Origin of the sequence: Hyphomonas sp., from assembly GCF_036964145.1 — a bacterium.
GTDB lineage: Bacteria > Pseudomonadota > Alphaproteobacteria > Caulobacterales > Hyphomonadaceae > Hyphomonas.
Map to the genome: position 1 here is coordinate 539444 of NZ_JBALUC010000001.1, position 17787 is coordinate 557230.

Consider the following 17787-nt stretch of genomic DNA (forward strand, 5'->3'; position numbering starts at 1 on the left):
TTACTGACGCAGTTTGGCAACACGCCGGCAACACATTTCTGTCAACACTGCCTTTACGGCCTTCACGGCGGAGGGGAGACCGCCATATGAGGGACACAGCGCGGCGTGTGTTTGCCGTGTCAGGTTTTGAGTATCGGGAACTGTCATGCGTACACCATCCGCCCCCACGTTAACCATCGCTGCTGGCCTGGCTGCCATGGCGCTTGCCTTCTTTTCGAATGCCGGCGCCCAGAACCAGCCAGCCCCTGAAACCGCTCCGAAGCGCCTGTCTTCAGCCGTGTTCGCGGGGGGCTGTTTCTGGTGTGTGGAATCCGATTTCGACAAGGTCGAGGGCGTGGTCGATACGGTGTCCGGCTATACAGGCGGCGAACTGGCCAATCCGACCTACAAGCAGGTGTCGCACGAGCATACCGGACATTATGAGGCCGTGAAGGTGACCTATGATCCGGATCTGGTCAGCTATGACACGCTGGTCGACTATTTCTTCCGGCATGTGGACCCGACGGATCCTTATGGTCAGTTCTGCGACAAGGGTGACAGCTACCGCACCGCCATCTTTGTCGGCAATGAGGACGAACGCGCCGTGGCAGAGACCGAGATCGCGGAGATCGACAAGTCGGGAGTCCTGAAGGATCCCGTGGTCACGCGCGTGGTCCAGGCGAGCACGTTCTGGCCCGCCGAGGACTATCACCAGAACTATTACAAGAAAAATCCGCTGAAGTACCGCTACTACCGGACCTCATGTGGCCGGGACAAACGGGTTCAGACTCTTTGGGGCGACGCCACCGATCATTGAGCTTCAGGGGCGGGGCAGGGCGCCGGCTTGAATTCGGTCTGCCCGTCAAAGCGCGTTTCCCATTCCGGTGTCCGGTTCTGACGCTGGTATCCCGAGCCGACATAGAGCTGGAACTCCCGCACAATCGGGCAGCCATTGCTGCGCGTGCCGAGCGGGATGGAAATCGCGCCGACATGTTCGAAAGTCTGGAAGTCGCTGCGCAGTCTGGGCCGCATGCCGGGATGGATCGAGGCGACCAGCACGCGCTCTGCGAGCGCGCCGTCCAGCGGCTCTGCCTCTGAAAAGCTTTTCGGACCGGCATAGCGACGCCAGGAGAGCATCGGCGTTTCCCGGTCGCGGGCATAATAGTCGAGCCCGTGCCAAGCCTCCCGTTCATCCACCAGGACAGAGGTTGCGTCCAGTTCCTCAGCGCGTGTGAACAGCTGCTCGGCGGCGCTATCCCAGCCGCGTGTGCGCTTCAGGGCGTTGTCGAAGCCGAGCGAGGTCGACAGGGTTGGTGGCACCAGCGCGATGGTCATCAGGGCCAGCATCAGGACGGCATGCAGCGACAGGCTGGTCCAGAGCAGGCCGGATGGCGAATGCCGCACGAAATGCCCGAAACCCAGAATGGCTGCCGCCACAATGGCGCCGATCAGCAGGCGCGTCGTGAGGGAGACATCCGGTGCCAGCAGGAAGGCAAGGAAACTGATCGCGGCGATGATGTACCACAAATTCCGGTTCGGCCGCGCGCGGGCAAGCCATGCGGCGACCAGAACGCTGGCCGCAGGATAGGCGGTCGCCGCCCAGTTCGCATTGGCGCGCGACAGCACGGCCTGGGCGAGGATGATCACCAGGACGGGCAGGATGAAACAGAGCAGCCAGCGGTCGCGGCCCATGATTCCCTCGTCTTCGCTGCGCATTACAAAGATGCCGAAGACAAGCGCCAGGAAGCTGATTGGCCCAAACACACCGAGCTGGTCGATCAGGAAGGTGAGAGCGTTTTCCGGATTGATCAGGTCGCCGCCGAGATTGGCGTTGTCGACGGTATGGCTGACCGTCTTGAAATCATTGGCCGCATTCCAGGCAAGGTGCGGCGCAAAGATAGCAGCCGCCACCGCCAGCGCTGCGAGGCCTTTCCATGTGAACAGGGCCCGACGGCTCTGCACGTCGATCAACAGGACGAGCACAATGCCAATGGCGAAATAGAGCATGGCGTATTTCGACAGGAAGCCGAGCCCGACTGCGACGCCGAGGCCGAGCGCGCTCACCCAGGCGCCTTGTCCGCTGCGCAGGCGCCACAAGGCCCAAAGGGCGGCGCACCAGAAGGGGATGAGCACACCATCTGTAGAGATCACGACAGAAGACAGGATCACGGCGGGCATCAGCGCATAGCCGAGGCTTGCAAACATGCCGACGCGGGCCCCGTACATGTCGCGCCCGAGGAAATAGATGAAGGCGGCGCCAGCCGTATGCAGGAAGGCGGCCGGGAGGCGGACGGCCCATTCTGCATTGCCGAATACAGATGTGACGGCATGGATGACCCAGGCAATCATGGGCGGCTTGGAATAATAGCCCCATTCCAGCGTATCGCCCCAGCGCCAGTATTGCGCTTCGTCAGCATAGAGATTTAAGGGCGAGATTCCGGTGAAGACAACTCTCATCACAAGCAGTATCAGCAGCGCTGAAAATGTGATGGCCTGCCAGCGGCCAGACGATTCGGACTCATCAACGATCATGAGGCGTGATTCCTTCTCATCTTGAGACTTATGCCGCTGCCCTGAAGCATAAAATACCCCCAAGCGCACGCTAAGTGCGCAGGTGCGCCTTCAAACCGTGTCTTTTTTGCATCGCAGCAAATCGATTGGCTGTGTTCGCAGCATTAACTGCTGAACCTTCAAGATCTTGTCACTAATCTGTCATTCGGAGTCGCTATCCGACCCGCAGTACCGGCGACCCGCAATGGGCGGTTGCTGGCGCATCACCGACTAGGGGAATAGTCATGAAAAATTGGACCACTTTCGGGCGTGGGGCAGCAGTATCTGCCATTGCGCTGAGCATTGCCGGCGTCGCGATGGCGCAGGTTACAACTTCCGCGATCCGCGGTTCTGTGACGGACGAGAACGGAGCCGCTGTTGCTGGCGCGACCGTTACGGTCCTGCATGAGCCAAGCGGCACGGTTTCCATGGCCACCACGAACGCAGCTGGGCAGTTCTCTGCCCAGAACCTGCGCGTCGGCGGTCCTTACAGCCTGACGATTTCCGGCGAAGGCTTCGTCTCGGCCCGCGCTGAAGACGTCTACGCCAACCTCGGCACCGACACCGACCTCGACCTGGTCATCGCTCGCGACGACGACGCCGCCCGCATGGAAACGGTTGTCATTACCGGTTCGGCCATGCAGGTCGCTCAGGTCTCCACCGGCCCGTCTTCCGTCTACAATCTCGCCACGCTGGAAAATGCTCCGGCGATGAACCGCGACATCAAGGACATCGTTCGCCTTGATCCGCGCGTCTATGTCGACGAAGCATTCAATGACTCGATCAACTGTGCCGGTGCCAACCCGCGCTACAACTCCCTGACGGTTGACGGCGCACGCCTCTCCGACAATTTCGGTCTGAACTCGAACGGTTACCCGACCGAGCGCATCCCGTTCTCCTTCGACTCCATCGAGCAGGTCTCGGTCGAGCTTGCCCCGTTCGACGTTGAATACGGCCAGTTTACGGCTTGTAACATCAACGCTGTCACGAAGTCCGGCGGAAACGAAATCCACGGCGGCGTCTTCTACGACTATACCAGCGACTCGCTGACCGGCGACGAAACGGATGGTATTGCCCGCGACCTCGGCGATTTCGACGAGAAGCGCTACGGCTTCAACGTCGGTATGCCGCTGATCAAGGACAAGCTTTTCCTCTTCGGCTCCTATGAGAAATTCGAAGGTGCCAACATCTTCGGCTATACGCCGGAAAGCGCTGGTGTCACGCAGGCTGAATACGATCAGATCATCTCGATCGCTGAAGGCTATGGCTATGTGTCCGGTGGCCTGCCAAGCTCGCTGGCTGTCGAAGACGAAAAGATCTTCGTCAAGCTTGACTGGAACATCACCAACGATCATCGCGCAGCCTTCACCTACAACTACAATGACGGCTTCAACTTCAGCCCGTCCGATAGCGGTTCCTCCCGCCTGGCAGACGGCAACCACTACTATGAGCGTGGCGCTGAACTGCAGAACTATTCCGGTGCCCTGTACTCTGACTGGACCGACACGTTCTCCACCGAATTCCGCGTGACCTATGTTGATCTCGACAACCGTCAGATCCCGGTTGCCGGTCTCGACAATTTCGGCGAAATCCAGATCGACACCGATGGCGGTTCCACCGTCTACCTCGGCGCTGATGACAGCCGTCATGCCAACAAGCTGGCCTACACGACGCTGAACTACAAAGGTAAAGCTGACTGGACGCTGGGCGACCACGTTGTGACCTTCGGTGCAGAGCGCGAAGAATTTGAAGTCTTCAACCTCTTCATCCAGGAAGTTCAGGGCGAGTGGGTCTTCGACTCCATTGCAGACTTCGCCGCTGGCGACTTCTCCGACTTCCGGTACGAGAATGCTGCAGGCTCCAATGACGAGAATGATGGCGCCGCTGATTTCGGCTACGAGATCAACACGATCTACGTTCAGGATGATTGGCAGGTTTCTGACAAGTTGAACGTCGTTGCGGGTCTCCGCTACGATTTCTACACGTCGGACGACGCGCCGATGTACAATGCAGACTTCGAGACAAACTATGGTTTCCGCAATGACGACACCATGGATGGCCGGGACCTGATCCAGCCGCGCCTCGGCTTCACCTATGAAGTGAACAACGATATCAGCCTGCATGGTGGTGTCGGCCTCTACTCCGGCGGTAATCCGAACGTCTGGATCTCGAACAATTACTCCAACAATGGTGTCACCTTGTTCGAAGACCGTATCCGCGGTGGCAACATCAACGACTACACCTATGCCGGTGGTACGGGCTCTCCGTTCATCGACGTGCCGGATTCGAGCATTGCAAACGTCGCGGCCGGTGTTGGCAGCGGCCCAGTCAACGCGATTGATCCGGACTTCGAAATCCCATCCGAATGGAAATATGCTTTCGGTGCGGTCATGAACTATGACTCTGGAAACCCGATGCTGGGTGACAACTGGACGCTCATGGCGGACATCCTGTATTCCAAGACCAATGAAGCTGCCCTGTGGCAGCCGGTCAGCTGGACTCAGACAGGCATCGCCCCGGACGGCCGTCCGACATATGCCGGTAACACCAATGACTTCCTGCTGACCAACACGGCTGAAAAGGGTGACTCGCTTGTCCTCTCCGCTGGCGTTGCGAAGGATTACGACAATGGTATCGATTGGTCGCTCAGCTACGCTTATACGGATGCTGACGATGCCAACCCGATGACGTCTTCGGTTGCGTTCTCTAACTTCTCTAACTTCTCGACATCCAATGCTTTCCAGCCGGATCTCGGAACCAGCGATTACGAGATTGCTCACCGCTTCAACATGACCTTCAACTGGGAAGAAGAGTTCATCACGAACTACTTCACCCGTCTGTCGGTCTTCGGTACGGCAAACCAGGGCGCGCCTTACAGCTACACCTTCGGGTCAAATGCCATGTTCTCGCCGTTCACCAGAAGCACGCGCGAACTGGTTTACATCCCGGAAGGCATCGCAGATGCTCGCATCTCGGCACTTTCCGATCCAACAGCTGTAGCAGCGCTTAACGCGTTCATCGACAGCAGCGATAATCTCAAAGAGTATCGTGGCAGCATCGCCCCACGTAACATGGCGGCCGATGACTGGTGGACGAAGTTCGACCTGAAACTGACGCAGGAACTGCCAGGCTTCCGTGAAGCTGACCGTGCAGAAGCGTTCATGACCATCGAGAACGTCGGCAACCTGCTGAATTCTGATTGGGGCATCCTGCGCGAGCATGGCTTCCCGGCCAGCGCCCCACTGTACGATGCGTATATCGATAACGGACAGTACGTTATCACCAGCTTCAATGCTGATGCGGATCGTGACTCCATCGTGACGAGCCCGTCGCTGTGGCAGGTTCACTTCGGTGTGAAGTACAAGTTCTAGGCTGATCGCCAGAATGAAATCGGGAAGGGCGGCTCTGCGAAGAGCCGCCCTTTTCCTTTGGAACAAGCTGTGGCATGGCGCGCTCAATGTCTGACATGAAACCTCATCTTCTGCCCGAATGGGCCCCGCATGCTGCCCTCTGGGTCGGTTGGCCACGTCTCGTCGAAGAATGGGGCGGCAGCCTTGATGGCCCGCGCCAGGATATTGCCCGTTTTATCCGGGCCGCGGCGGAGTTCGTTCCGATCCGCGTGGCGGCAGGCTCCGACGAGGCCGAAGCGACTGCGCGGGCGGCTGTAGGGGATTGCGCCGAGGTTTGCCGGATCCCGACGGGTGACATCTGGATGCGAGACACCGGGCCGATCATTACAGGCACAGGCGAAGCGCGCCGTGCCCAGGCCTTCCGCTTCAATGGCTGGGGCGGCAAATATTTGATGCCGGGCGACACCGAAACGGCCGCTGCCATTGCGGCTCATGAGGGCATTGAGCTGTTGCAACATGAAATGGTTCTGGAAGGCGGCGGTATTGATGCGGACGGCACGGGTCGCCTGCTGACAACGGGTCAATGCCTGCTCAATCCCAACCGTAATCCCGACATGGACCAGACCGCGATCGAGGCGGCGATTGCGAACGCGCTGGGCGTAACTGAATTTATCTGGCTGGGCGATGGGCTGCTGAACGACCATACGGACGGTCATGTCGACAATATCGCCCGCTTCATCGCACCGGGACATGCAATCTGCCAGCACCCGTCTGGCGCGGACGATCCGAATGCCGAGACCTTGCAGGAGATCGAGACCTCGCTGCGCCGGGCTGGGCTGGAGGTCACCACCATTCCATCGCCGGGTCTTGTGAAGGATGAGGATGGAAATCCGATCCCGGCAAGCCATATGAATTTCACGATCACCAATGGTGTGGTGATCGTTCCCGTTTATGAGGACCGCTACAGCCTTGTGGCGCTGGCCGAACTGAGCGCCCTGTTTGAGGGCCGCAAGGTGATCGGCCTGCCGGCGCGGCACATCCTCAATGGCGGGGGCAGCTTCCACTGCATGACCCGCGAAATTCCAGCCTGATTGCCAGGAGAGAAACATGACACGTACCCTGACGCTTGCCTGCATCCAGTTCACGCCCTCTGACGATGTGCAGGACAATATCGACCGCGTGGCAGAGCGTGTGCGCGAGGCGGCAGAGCAGGGGGCGGACGTCGTCCTGCCGCCAGAACTCTTCACAGGCTACTATTTCTGCAAAACGCAGGAAGAAGAGCATTTCGCGCGCGCCTATCCGTGGCGGGAGCATCCGGCGGTCGAGCAATTGTCGGCGCTGGCCGAGGAACTTGGCGTCGTCATTCCTGTCTCGATCTATGAGAAGGATGGCCCGCTCTATTACAATTCCCTCGTCATGATCGACGCGGACGGCACGCCTTTGGGCGTCTATCGCAAGAGCCATATTCCGGACGGGCCCGGCTATCAGGAAAAATACTATTTCCGCCCCGGCGACACCGGCTTTCGCGTATGGGATACGATGAAGGGCCGGATCGGGGTGGGCATCTGCTGGGACCAATGGTTCCCGGAGGCCGCCCGTGCCATGGCGCTTATGGGCGCGGATGCCTTGCTATACCCGACCGCAATTGGCGCAGAGCCGCAGGATGCAGGCCTTGATACCGCCGCCCGCTGGCGCCGCGCGATGCAGGGCCACGCCGTGTCGAACACGATCCCGGTGGTGGCCGCAAATCGTGTGGGCGATGAGGAAGGGCAGGTCTTCTACGGGACCAGCTTCATCGCGGACCCGACCGGCGAGATCGTGATCGATTTCGGACGTACCGAACAGGGCGTGCTTGTCGCAGAATTCGATCTGGACGAAATTGAACGCGAACGCGCGGCCTGGGGCTTTTTCCGGGACCGGCGAACCGACCTCTACGATATTCTCACCTAATTGCGGCGAAGCGGCGGGTCATTGCGGACGAAACGGGTCTCTTCGCGTTTTTCCGGCTTGGGCGCTTTCAGGTCGGCCACGTGAATGATGCCGGACTCCGAAGCATAGTCCGCGGCCAGGCTGGTGAGGACCGTGTCGAATTCATCGAAACTGGCGCGCCGGTCGAGGTTCGGGTCGAACCGGGCCGGATTGCCGAGCGTGTCGTCGCGGGTCGGCTGGTTTTCTGCCCAGGACAGCTGTTCCAGCGGGCTGAGATACCCGTCGCCATTGGAATCGGCCTCAAGGAAGGCTGCGTTGATGCCATTTGCCAGTTCGGCCGGCGTAATCTTTCCGTCGAGATCGGTATCGAAGCTGACCATCAGTCCGCCGCCTGCCACTAGGCGGTCCGGCGCGTGCGCGTTGGCTCTCGCCTTGCGCTGACCGGGGCCGGGATAGCTCTGTCCGGGCAGCCGGACCAGATCGTCACTCTCATCGCCTGCCCCGGCTGAAGCGGGCGCGGCGAAGCCGAACAGGGCCGCAGCGGACAGGGCGAGGACCAGATTGCGCATGAACAGTCTCCATGAAGGTTCGAAGACCAGACTATGCCGGTGTGGTGTTTTTGCAACATGACGTTTCAGTTATCTTGTCTGCTCAGCGGTCTGGCATTAGCCTCTTGTTAACGCCGCCTTAACGCAAAGGGAGCAATCCGTTAACCAGTTGCGGCCGCCGACCGGCGACCGATTCGTGCGATTTGGATTGAAGACACTATGGCAATCACGGCGGACCAGGTCCCTATCATCATGTCTGCCGGTGCAACGGCGCTGGGTCTCGCGGCCTTGCTGTGGGCGCTGCGTGTTTCCGATGGCGCCCGTGGGGCCGCCCGTAAATACAAGGACCGCTCTTCCGATCTTGAAACCCTTCTGGCGGAGCATCGCTCCATTCTCGGGGCCCATCCCGGCGTGATCCTGGTCTGGCAGGGCGATGCGCTGGAACCCGACAGCGAAGAGATGACGCCGCCGGAGCTTTATGGTTCTCCGGTTGCGTTGGCCGGTCTGCTCAGCTTTACAGATGATGCGATTTCGCCCGATCCGGCGGTGCGGATCATTGAGGGCCTTGCTGATCTCGAAGCGCGCGACAGTTCCGGACAGGACACTACGCTGCGCATCCGCCTGCGCGAATTGCGCGATACGGGGCAGGCCTTTTCGCTTACCATTATCGGGCCCTCCGGCCGCTTCCTGGAGGCCGATGGCCGCACGGCTGGCGCCCGCGCGGTCGTCTGGGTCACAGACACGACCATCAAGGGACTGGAAGAAAGCTCTGCCCGTGGCAAGCTGGAAGAAGCCCGTCAGGTCATCGCCCGCGATCCCACAGCTTTCCTCGACATGCTGGGCAAGGCGCCGTTCCCCGCCTGGCGCGTGTCCGGCATGGGCAAGCTGCAATGGGTGAACCCGTCCTATATCGAGGCGGTCGACGGCGTGAACCTCGACCGTGTGCTGGACCGCCAGCTGATGCTGGACCAGGCTTCTGCCGACCAGGCTCGCAAGACGATTTCCGAAGGCGCTGACATAGACGACACGCGCCACATGGTGGTGAATGGCGAACGCCGCGCCATGCGTGTGCTGACTTTCCCGCTGTCCGGTGGGGCAGGGGCGATGGCGTTCGACGTGACCGCGCAGGAAAATGCCCGCGAGGAACTGAACCGCCATGTCCGCGCGCATGACGAGACGCTGAACCATGTCGCCGACGCCGTCGCCATCTTTGGCGCTGACCGGAAACTGACCTTCTACAACAAGGCCTTCCGCGACATGTGGGATCTCGATGAGAGCTTCCTGCTGGACCGCCCGAACCACGGACAATTGCTGGATCGCCTGCGTGAGCGCCGCAAGCTGCCGGCCCGCACGAATTATGCTGAATGGCGCGCTGAGGAACTCTCCTACTATCTTGATATTGACGGGGTGAAGGAAGATACGTGGTCGCTGCCGGATGATCGCACCTTGTCCGTTACGCGCCAGCGCCACCCGATGGGCGGACTGCTCCTTCTGTTCAAGGACATCACCGGCGAACTGGACCTCCAGACCAAGTTCAACGCCATCGTGAAGACGCAGGCGTCCACGCTCGACAATCTGCACGAGGCGGTTGTCGTGTTCGGGGGCGATGGACGGCTGAAACTGTTCAACAAGGCCTTTGAGCGCCTCTGGTCTCTGGACCATGACACGCTGAAAGACCATCCGGACTACAGCGCCGTGATCGAGGATTGTGTCCCGCTCTTCCATGACCTTGATGTCTGGGACGCGATAAAGGGCCATATCACTGACCCGTCGGCCCGCGCCCGCCAGTCGACCACGGGCGAGATGCGCCGGTCCGATGGCTCGATCCTGACCTATCTCACCCATCCGTTGCCGGACGGAAACACGCTGGTTGCCTTTGCCGATGTGACGGCGACACGCCGGGTCGAGTCGGCCCTGCGCGACCGCGCCGAAGCCTTCGAGGCCGCCGACCGCCTCAAGACGGAATTCGTGCGGAACGTATCCTACCAGTTGCGATCCCCGCTGACGGTGATCTTCGGCTATGCCGAATTGCTGGAAACCAAGCGCAATGGCGATCTGACCGAGCGTCAGACAGACTATGTCAGCGCGATCCTGTCTGCCTCTGACCACCTCTCGAAATTGATCGAGAACATTCTCGACCTCGCCATGATCGAAGCCGGCCGCATGGACCTCGACGTGAAGGATGTGGACCTCCGCCATGTCATCGAGGAAAGCATCGACATGGTCGTGTCCAAGGCAGAGGATACGCAGATTGCCGTGCGCGCCGACATCAAGGGCAAGCTCGGGATGATCCGAGCCGATGAGCGCCGCATCCGTCAGGTCCTGTTCAACCTGATTTCCAATTCACTGCGCTTTACCGAATCCGGCGGGGAGATCGTGGTCTCGTCCCAGCGGGTCGGCGACATGGTCACCCTGTCCGTCCGCGACAATGGCCGGGGACTTGCGGCCGACAAGCGGGCGACCAGCTTCGACAGCTTCGTGTCGGGCGATCAGCGCGGCGCGGGCCTCGGCCTTGCGCTCGTCAAGCATTTCATCGACCTGCATGGCGGCACAGTCGGCATGAAGCCGGTAGAGGGCGGCGGGCTGGAAGTGACCTGCTGGTTGCCGGTGAAGGTAACGAAGGCGGTTCAGAACCAGGAATTGCTGCTGACCGAGAGCATGCCGGCTTAGTTCTGTCCGAACCGGTTTAGGATGTCTCACAAAGAAGTTTACTGACATTCCCCGCGCCCATCCTACATGGTGGTTTCAAGAAACCATGCAGAAGGGCACGTAAGATGGCTGATGATACCTATACCCCACCCAAAGTCTGGAAATGGGACGCGGAAAGCGGCGGGCGGTTTGCCAGCATCAACCGGCCGATTTCCGGGGCCACCCATGAAAAGGATCTTCCGGTCGGGAAGCATCCGCTGCAGCTCTATTCGCTGGGCACGCCGAATGGCGTGAAGGTGACCGTGATGCTCGAAGAGCTGCTCGCGGCAGGCCATTCCGGCGCCGAATATGACGCCTGGCTTATCAACATCATGGAGGGCGACCAGTTCTCCAGCGGGTTCGTTTCGGCCAATCCGAATTCCAAGATCCCCGCCCTGATGGACCATTCAACCAATCCACCAACCCGCGTGTTCGAGTCAGGGTCGATCCTGTTGTATTTGGCAGAGAAGTTCGATGCCTTCCTGCCAAAGGATGCCCGCAAACGCACAGAAGCGCTTTCCTGGCTGTTCTGGCAGATGGGATCGGCGCCCTATCTGGGGGGCGGCTTTGGCCATTTCTACGCCTATGCGCCGATCAAGATCGAATACGCGATCGACCGGTTTGCGATGGAAGTGAAGCGGGAGATGGACGTGCTGGACAAGCGGCTCGCCGACAATGAGTTCATGGCGGGTGATGAGTACACGATCGCCGATATGGCGATCTGGCCCTGGTATGGCGCGCTGGCGACCGGAGTCGTCTATGACGCGGGTGAATTCCTGCAGGTCCACGAATATGAAAACGTCCAGCGCTGGACCAAGCAGATCGCCGACCGTCCGGCGGTCAAGCGTGGCCGCATGGTGAACCGCACTTTCGGCAAGCCCGAGACCCAGCTGCGCGAGCGCCATGATGCCAGCGATTTCGACACAAAGACGCAGGACAAGCTGGAGCCCGAAAGCTCCAACTGATCCGGCCTTCGGTCAGGATTTCTCGAATTTGAGAATGTAGCGATCCGTCTGTCTCCGGATGGACGGATCGAAGACGTTTCGCGTGCCATCATCGGCGGGGTTGGCGAGCAGGTCGCTTTCCTCAACGAGAGCCAGGCCCACGCCTTTCATCAGCTGCATCAGGGCGTCCTGTGCCAGCCGGTGCGTGTCGCCGCCCGTGGTTGGAGGGGCGCCGTCCGGCGCGCGGTGGTCAATCACCACAAAATGCCCGCCCGGCTTCAGGACGCGCGCGATTTCGGAGAAGGCGGTCTCCGGATCACCGAGCGCGCCCGGCTCTGAGCCCTCCGGCGTGTACCAAAGCTCGTGCGGCCCAAGGAACCAGGTGACGAGATCCACTTCCTCGTCACCGATTGGCTCGAAGTCGTCAAAGGATGTCTGGATATGGGTGACATTGATGAGGCGCCCGTCCATGCGTTTCTCGACGGCGTCTCCGAGGAAGGTCTCGAACTCGGGCGGGTTCTGGAGATAGACCTTCCCTTCCTCGCCCACGACGAGCGAGAAGAGTTCGGTATAGATGCCGCCACCAGCTTCCATGTCCAGAACCGTCATGCCCGGCGTGACTTCGGTGAATTCGAGGATCTCCCGCGAGTTGCGGAGCTCGTATTGTTCGAAGTCTGTTTCGGGCCGTCCATCATGCACAAACACGGAATCATAGTCGAAAGCCGAGTGGGCGGGTTCCTGAAGCGTCGGCATGGTGTCAGGAACCGGATTGGCGCATGCGGCCAGAGCGAGGCCGACAGTTGCGAGCAGGAATGTGTGTTTCATTTCGGGGAATGTCCTTTGTCGGCTCAGGCCTTGCTGAGCATCGTCTCGCTGATGTCCCAAAGCCGCTCGGCTTTTTCGTCATCGCAAATCCAGGGACGGGCATGCTCCCATCTCTGGCTCTCTTCGGTGGCGAGTTTTGCAATATCGCAATCCTCGCAATAGACGCCGCCCTTGTCCTTCAGGGCCGGAGCGGTGGCCGCCCAGACACTGGTTGAGGCGCCCTGTTCGGGTGTCTTGAACATAGCCTGCACCTGGGGCGGAATCGTGCCATCGGGATTTTTCCAGCCAAGCTCGGCCATTTCCTCATCGGAGAGGTGGCGCTGCAGGGGCGTGAAAATCCCGCCCGGATGCACGGAAAAGGCGCGAACGCCAATGTCCTTGCCGCGATGGTCGACGCCCAGCGCAAACAGCGCGCAGGCCGTCTTGGACTGGCCATAGGCTTCCCATTTGTCATAGGGATGGCTCTCATAGTTCGGATCGTCCCAGATCACATCCGAACGAACATGGGCCGTCGAGGACAGGGCCACGAGGCGCGCGCTGTCAGCGCGTTCCAAGGCAGGGGCCAAGGCAAGGCTCATGGCCATATGGGCGAGGTGGTTCACGCCAAACTGGCGTTCCCAGCCGGGCCCCACCCGTGTTTCCGGACAGGCCATGATCCCGGCATTGTTGATCAGAATATCCAGCGCCCGGCCGGTTTCCTCGAAATCGGACGTAAATTTTCGCACGCTGGAAAGGTCTTCGAGATCCATCGCCGCGATCTCGATCTCGCCGGGAACATTGGCAAGCGCAGCTTCGGCCGCATCGACCCGGCGGGCCGGAACCGTGACACGTGCCCCGGCGCCCGCCAGCGCGCGGACGGTTTCGAGGCCAATTCCGGAATAGCCGCCGGTGACAATGGCGTTGCGGCCAGTCAGGTCGATTCCATCGACCACTTCCCTGGCGGTAGACTTGGCGTGGAACCCTGATCCGATTGGCATTTGGTCTGCTGCGGCCATGTGTTTCCCCTTTTTCCTTTGGTCTCTTATGGTGAACAAGCTGTTCCGACGGCAAGCGCTCTTGCGTGATGTTACCAATCTGTAAGCAGCGGTTTACATGGACGCGCTTCGTGCCGCCACTTATATCCCGAATAGAACCAAGGGAGAAACTGCATGCGTATTCTAGCTATCGCGCTATCTGCTGCTGCCATGTCGATCGCGGCCCTCCCTGCGGTCGCGCAGTATGGGCAGGTCGAGCGGACCCAGGCGGAAATCGCGCTTGAGGAAGCCAGTGCAAACCTCGAAAAGAACCGCGCCAGCAAATCCGAAGCGATCCGTGCCTGCGGCACGAAAGACTATGAGGCCTGTTTTGAACTGGCCGACATGTACCGCCGTGGACTGGGCGGCACTCAGGATTACGAAAAGGCGGCTGAGAATTACCGCAAGGCCTGTGATGGACGCCATGCAGAGGCGTGTTCCGGACTGGCTTATCTTACCATGAAGGGGCGCGGTATGGAGGCCGACCCGGTCCAGGCGCGCCAGCTTTATGACAAGGCGTGCGATTATGGCGATGTCAGCGGCTGCGCCGCCTATGGCAACATGGTCTATACCGGGCAGGGCGGGCGCAAGAACGTCGCCGAGGGCACACGCCTGTTACAGGAATCCTGCGACAATGAGTATGAGTGGGCCTGTGAACGCTTGTCGAGACTGGGCGCCTACCAGCCGGATGACAACACATGGGAACGTCTTGACGACGTGAAGAAGCGCTACTGATTTTCGTTCATTGCCGACAGTTTGCGCGCCAGGCTTGAGCCGGGCAGCGGGCTGGCCGGGCGGTTGGGATCCATCGCGGGCATTGCCGGCGTCGCCGTCTCGACGGACGAGGGCTCAGGCGTGGCGGCGGCCTGATGGTTTGGCAACGGCCCGTCGGTGGCAACTTTCAGGTCCGCGGTCAGCAGGGAGCCAGCATCGACCCGAATGCTGCGGGTGAGAACCTTTCCGGTCACCACTGCTTCGTTCCAGATTTCCAGACTCTCATGGGCGGTCACATTGCCGGTCAGCTTGCCATGGACAATGATGATGGCGGCTTCAAGGGAGCCTTCGAGATGACCTGTCGCCTCGATGAGGACCAGGCCATCCGACTTCACAGGCCCTTTCAGGTGTCCGGCAATGGTGAGGGGGCCCGTGAAGGTAAAACGGCCTTCCAATTCGCATTCGGCGCCGATGAAGCTGCCTTGGCCGGAGCGGCCTTTGCCAGTGGTGTTGTCGGTGTCCGTTTTAGCCATCGCCCATACTTTCCCATGTTCTGACCTGGTGCGCCTGTTGCCGGCGAAAGGTTCTGATCCAGGGTCAGAGAATTGATTTCATTGCTCTTATAGCGCGCAATTGGCCTTGCGCACAGTTCCTAGCAGTTATTCCTATGCAAGATACGGGCAAATTTCCCTCGCCATGAGGCCATATTCCCGTGTTGAAACAGGGTATGAGCCTGTTTCGGTCGATCTGTTTCACATTCATGCTGTGTGTTGCAGCGTGTTCCCCCGCGTCTGATCCTGTTTCAGGCGGTTTCATTCCGTTTCAGGCCGGTTTTACAGGCGTTGATCTCTCGCATCATAATGGCCGCGTGCAGTGGGACGAATTCGAGGCCGCGCCGGTCGACTTTCTCTATCTCAAGGCTACCGAAGGCAGCGATTGGAAGGATCCACGTTTCCTGGGCCATTGGCGCGAAGCCAAGACCCATGGCTGGCTGGTCGGGGCCTATCATTTCTATCGTCTGTGTCGTCCTGGCGAAGAGCAGGCGAAGAATTTCATCCAGTCGGTGGAAGTGCGGGCAGGGGGGCTGCCGCCTGCGGTGGATCTGGAATATGCCCACAATTGCGAGCCGCGCGGCAGCACGGCTGAGACCTTGGCCGAACTAGACACATTCCTGACGGCGCTGGAGGCCGAATATGGCGTGCGGCCGGTGATCTACACGACGCCGGAGTTCCACACCGACTGGCTGGCGGGAAATTATGATGAGTACCCGCTCTGGCTGCGTGGCCTTGGCGAGACCATGCCCCGCACGATCAACGGCCGCGTCCCGGACATCTGGCAATATACCATGTCTGGCCGCGTGCCGGGCATCGAAGGCCAAGTTGACATGAACCGTGTGCCGTGAGGAGCACGGACGTCAAAGCCGAGCCCGGAAATCATTGATCCGTTTGTTAAACTGGCGTTTCTCTTGGAGTGCGGTGAACGCCTGAACTCAGCAGGTGCTCCCCCTTGAAGGAGACCTTGCATCATGGATACGCCGTCTTCCTGCATACCCCTTATTGTTCTGGATGTTCAGGATGCCATCGATCAACCGGTATGGGATGGGAAAAACAATCCCGGCTACGTTTCCGCGATTCAGTCGCTCCTTGTGCATTGGCGACACAATGACTGGCCCGTCCTTCATATCAAGCATGATGAACCGACGCCCACCTCGACCTATCATACGCGCGGGCCGTGGAACGCGATCAAGGAGGATGTTGCGCCAGAGGACGGCGAAACCGTCATCATCAAGCAGCAGAATTGTGCCTTCATCGGCACGAATCTGGACGCAGTCCTTCGTAGCATGGGCGCCAGCTGCTTCGTCCTGTCTGGCGTGGTCATCCATAACAGCATGGATGCGACCATCCGCGCGGGAAAAGCGTTTGGATACGATATTGTTCTGCCAGCCGACGCCACGACCGCCGTGCCAGTTACCGCAAAAAACGGAAAACGGTGGGATGCGGCCACGGTATATGAGCTGACTCTGGCCATTCTGGACGACGAATATGCTGATGTTACGACGTCGGACGAAGTAATTGCGCGATATTCGAAAGACAGACCATAGCCGGTCCGGAAACATAAAGAAAAAGCGGCCCGCCGGATGACGGGCCGCTTACAAAGCAGGTGGATGTGAAGCCTAGTTGCGGGACTTGTCGACCAGGCGGTCGTTCTGGGCCCAGTGCATCATGCCGCGCAGTTTCTCGCCGACTTCTTCGATTTCGTGGCTGTTCATGCGCTGGCGCATGGCGTTGAAGCCCGGGGCGCCAGCCTGGTTTTCGAGCACCCAGTTACGGGCAAAGGTGCCGTTCTGGATGTCTTCGAGGACCTTCTTCATGTTGGCCTTGGCTTCGGAATTGATCACGCGCGGGCCGGAGACGTATTCGCCATATTCGGCCGTATTCGAGATCGAGTAGTTCATGTTGGCGATGCCGCCTTCATAGATCAGGTCGACGATCAGCTTGGTCTCGTGAAGGCATTCGAAATAGGCCATTTCCGGCGCGTAGCCAGCCTCGACCAGGGTTTCGTAGCCGGCCTTGATCAGCTCGACGATCCCGCCGCAGAGCACAGCCTGTTCGCCGAAGAGATCGGTTTCGGTCTCTTCCCGGAACGAGGTTTCGATGACGCCGGCGCGCGTGTTGCCGATGGCCTTGGAGTAGGACAGGGCGACATCCTGGGCGGTGCCGGTCGCGTCCTGATGAATCGCGATCAGGCCCGGCAGGCCGAAGCCCATCTGGTACTGGGCGCGCAGCGTATGGCCGGGGCCTTTCGGGGCGGACAGGGACACGTCGACATCCGGGCGTGGGCGGATGAGATTGTAGTGCACGTTGAAGCCGTGGCCGAACATGACATGCTGGCCAGCGCGCAGATGCGGTTCGATCTCGTTGGCATAGAGCACGGCTTGCTTCTCGTCCGGGATGAGGATCATCAGCACGTCGGCCCATTGGGCGGCTTCGGTTGGCGTGACCACTTCGAGACCTTCGGCCTCGGCCTTGGCCCGGCTGGCGGAGCCCTCATAGAGGCCGACCTTCAGCTGCTTCACGCCGCTGTCGCGCATGTTCAGGACGTGGGCGTGGCCCTGGCTGCCATAGCCGATCACGGCGACTTTCTTGCTCTGGATGAGGGAAAGATCTGCATCCTGTTCGTAATAGATTTTCATGGGCCTCTACTTGCTCCGCTGGAGGATTGATTGTTGGGGGGAAGGGTCTTCAGA

15 protein-coding genes are annotated in these 17787 nt (G+C 59.9%); 9 read left to right on the plus strand and 6 right to left on the minus strand.

The genetic code is table 11. The annotated features are described in order from the left end of the window. The first annotated feature begins 145 nt into the window (after nt 1–145). Nucleotides 146–796, plus strand: coding sequence for a peptide-methionine (S)-S-oxide reductase MsrA (msrA, locus tag V7660_RS02655; RefSeq protein WP_335601577.1), 651 nt, complete (start codon nt 146–148; stop codon nt 794–796). Here the strand turns inward: msrA and V7660_RS02660 are convergent. After that, the gene (locus V7660_RS02660) at nt 790–2511 is read right to left on the minus strand and encodes an ArnT family glycosyltransferase (protein WP_335601578.1); all 1722 of its coding nucleotides are present in this window, start codon (nt 2509–2511) and stop codon (nt 790–792) included. The genes msrA and V7660_RS02660 overlap by 7 nt on opposite strands. A gap of 263 nt (nt 2512–2774) precedes the next feature. Between V7660_RS02660 and V7660_RS02665 the strand changes: the two genes are divergently transcribed. The 3 genes from V7660_RS02665 (at nt 2775) to aguB (ending at nt 7829) form a co-directional block, all read left to right on the plus strand. Next, on the plus strand, nt 2775–5900 hold the full coding sequence (locus V7660_RS02665; protein ID WP_335601579.1) for a TonB-dependent receptor: 3126 nt from the start codon (nt 2775–2777) through the stop codon (nt 5898–5900). A gap of 86 nt (nt 5901–5986) precedes the next feature. After that, complete coding sequence (locus V7660_RS02670) at nt 5987–6970, plus strand: agmatine deiminase family protein (protein WP_335601580.1); 984 nt, start codon at nt 5987–5989, stop codon at nt 6968–6970. 16 nt (nt 6971–6986) lie between these two features. Next, nucleotides 6987–7829, plus strand: coding sequence for an N-carbamoylputrescine amidase (aguB, locus tag V7660_RS02675; protein ID WP_335601581.1), 843 nt, complete (start codon nt 6987–6989; stop codon nt 7827–7829). On the opposite strand, the gene V7660_RS02680 is transcribed toward aguB, so the two are convergent. Further along, nucleotides 7826–8377 (minus strand): EF-hand domain-containing protein, encoded by a 552-nt coding sequence (locus V7660_RS02680; RefSeq protein ID WP_335601582.1) that lies wholly within the window; start codon nt 8375–8377, stop codon nt 7826–7828. The two genes, aguB and V7660_RS02680, sit on opposite strands and share 4 nt — an antisense overlap. A 198-nt stretch (nt 8378–8575) precedes the next feature. Here V7660_RS02680 and V7660_RS02685 point away from each other — a divergent pair, with 198 nt between their 5' ends. Together V7660_RS02685 and yghU are read left to right on the plus strand one after the other, a co-directional pair. Then, on the plus strand, nt 8576–11026 hold the full coding sequence (locus V7660_RS02685; protein WP_335601583.1) for a sensor histidine kinase: 2451 nt from the start codon (nt 8576–8578) through the stop codon (nt 11024–11026). A gap of 104 nt (nt 11027–11130) precedes the next feature. Next, entirely contained in the window at nt 11131–12009 is an 879-nt protein-coding gene (gene yghU, locus V7660_RS02690; protein ID WP_335601584.1) for a glutathione-dependent disulfide-bond oxidoreductase, read from the plus strand. A 12-nt stretch (nt 12010–12021) separates the two neighbouring features. Here the strand turns inward: yghU and V7660_RS02695 are convergent, their stop codons facing one another. Together V7660_RS02695 and V7660_RS02700 are read right to left on the minus strand one after the other, a co-directional pair. Further along, nucleotides 12022–12813 (minus strand): class I SAM-dependent methyltransferase, encoded by a 792-nt coding sequence (locus V7660_RS02695; protein ID WP_335601585.1) that lies wholly within the window; start codon nt 12811–12813, stop codon nt 12022–12024. Nucleotides 12814–12836: 23 nt separating this feature from the next. Beyond that, on the minus strand, nt 12837–13808 hold the full coding sequence (locus V7660_RS02700) for an oxidoreductase (RefSeq protein ID WP_335601586.1): 972 nt from the start codon (nt 13806–13808) through the stop codon (nt 12837–12839). A gap of 153 nt (nt 13809–13961) precedes the next feature. Between V7660_RS02700 and V7660_RS02705 the strand changes: the two genes are divergently transcribed. Beyond that, a complete protein-coding gene (locus tag V7660_RS02705; RefSeq protein WP_335601587.1) occupies nt 13962–14561 on the plus strand; it encodes a tetratricopeptide repeat protein in 600 nt (199 codons plus the stop codon). Here V7660_RS02705 and V7660_RS02710 read toward each other — a convergent pair. Further along, complete coding sequence (locus V7660_RS02710; RefSeq protein ID WP_335601588.1) at nt 14555–15073, minus strand: bactofilin family protein; 519 nt, start codon at nt 15071–15073, stop codon at nt 14555–14557. The genes V7660_RS02705 and V7660_RS02710 overlap by 7 nt on opposite strands. A gap of 194 nt (nt 15074–15267) precedes the next feature. On the opposite strand from V7660_RS02710, the gene V7660_RS02715 reads away from it, so the two are divergent. Beyond that, entirely contained in the window at nt 15268–15942 is a 675-nt protein-coding gene (locus V7660_RS02715; RefSeq protein ID WP_335601589.1) for a GH25 family lysozyme, read from the plus strand. A gap of 123 nt (nt 15943–16065) precedes the next feature. Next, entirely contained in the window at nt 16066–16641 is a 576-nt protein-coding gene (locus V7660_RS02720) for an isochorismatase family protein (protein WP_335601590.1), read from the plus strand. A 72-nt stretch (nt 16642–16713) separates the two neighbouring features. Here the strand turns inward: V7660_RS02720 and ilvC are convergent, their stop codons facing one another. Continuing rightward, complete coding sequence (gene ilvC / locus V7660_RS02725; protein ID WP_335601591.1) at nt 16714–17733, minus strand: ketol-acid reductoisomerase; 1020 nt, start codon at nt 17731–17733, stop codon at nt 16714–16716. Nucleotides 17734–17787 lie beyond the last annotated feature (54 nt).